Genomic DNA, 1068 nt, shown 5'->3' with positions numbered 1-1068 from the left:
TCATTTTCCCGTTTGCAGGTCGTTATTGAAATACAAAAGAAACCCATGTCATTTAAAGACCTGGGTTTCTCGACAATCTGGAGAAGCCCGCGGGGCTTCTTTTTTGTTTATGAACAAACGTGCTCCTATTCTTTAAGTGTTGCCTTCAGTGAGTTGAAGCTTTCTGCTTTTTGGTTCTAAGTTTGTCCTCCCTCCGATATGAATGAGAATATGCAGCGGTGCAATTTGGCCTGCGAAAGCTCGATTCTTCATAAGGGGGAGTATAGTATGCGGTGGTGGGGGACTGCCCGGCAGGAAAGCAGCGATAAAAGCTTCCGGCATTCAAGTGTGGATGAGGACTGGCGTGTATTCCTGGAGGTTCGTAATGCTCAGCTGGAGTGGGAGAGAGCACACCTGATGTTTAATGAGGCTCTGGGACAGGATCAGATTGATTACGCCATATTTATTCTTGAGGCTGCCGAACGGAAGTATCAGATCCATCTCAAGCACGCCAAAAGCCTGGGGATTAACCGTAGCCGGTTGTAATAGAGTCGCTAATTTATAGGAGTGGGGAGAGAAGTGGGATGCGGACAATTGCTTTAGCCGTTCTGGTCGGATCGTTAATCCTGCTAGGCTTAATTGTATTCCGTAAAAAGCTGGGCTTGGGGTGGCTTACTGTATTTGGAACTCATCTGGTACTTGCGGCAGTGGGGATTTATATTGTTAATTTTTCGGGCCTGCTGACTGAAGTCTATATACCCATAAATCCAGCGACGATAGGCGCAGTAACGGTTTTAGGACTGCCGGGAGTGCTGATGCTGCTTGGTTTAAAAATAACTTTGTTTTAAAGGTTGACGGGGCCAAAGGATTTATGGTACATTAATTCTCGGCCCTTCGGACAAGCTGATTATCAATAACTTGTTCAAAAGGAAAGCGAAAAAAGAAATTAAAAAAACGCTTGACTTAATCGAAGGTGTTATGATATATTATAAAGGTCGCTGCTGACAAGCGCGACACTGAAGAAAAGAAACAAATTGATCTTTGAAAACTGAACAACGAGTGAGTATCGGAATTCACTTCGGTGATTCC

The 1068-nt window shown here is 44.5% G+C and carries 3 protein-coding genes; all 3 read left to right on the top strand.

Going from position 1 to position 1068, the window contains the following annotated elements:
• A partial coding sequence (locus BLR64_RS30660; RefSeq protein WP_208607260.1) for a hypothetical protein occupies positions 1–180 on the top strand: 180 nt, incomplete at its 5' end.
• Between the two features lie 87 nt (positions 181–267).
• Positions 268–525, top strand: a complete 258-nt coding sequence (locus BLR64_RS29915; protein ID WP_090720370.1) for a hypothetical protein — start codon at positions 268–270, stop codon at positions 523–525.
• A gap of 38 nt (positions 526–563) precedes the next feature.
• The gene (locus tag BLR64_RS29910; RefSeq protein WP_090720368.1) at positions 564–827 is read left to right on the top strand and encodes a pro-sigmaK processing inhibitor BofA family protein; all 264 of its coding nucleotides are present in this window, start codon (positions 564–566) and stop codon (positions 825–827) included.
• The last annotated feature ends 241 nt before the right edge of the window (positions 828–1068 follow it).

Source organism: Paenibacillus typhae, assembly GCF_900099765.1.
GTDB lineage: Bacteria > Bacillota > Bacilli > Paenibacillales > Paenibacillaceae > Paenibacillus_AQ > Paenibacillus_AQ typhae.
Note: the sequence above shows the minus strand (reverse complement) of the source record. Positions and strands in the feature narration are given on the sequence as shown.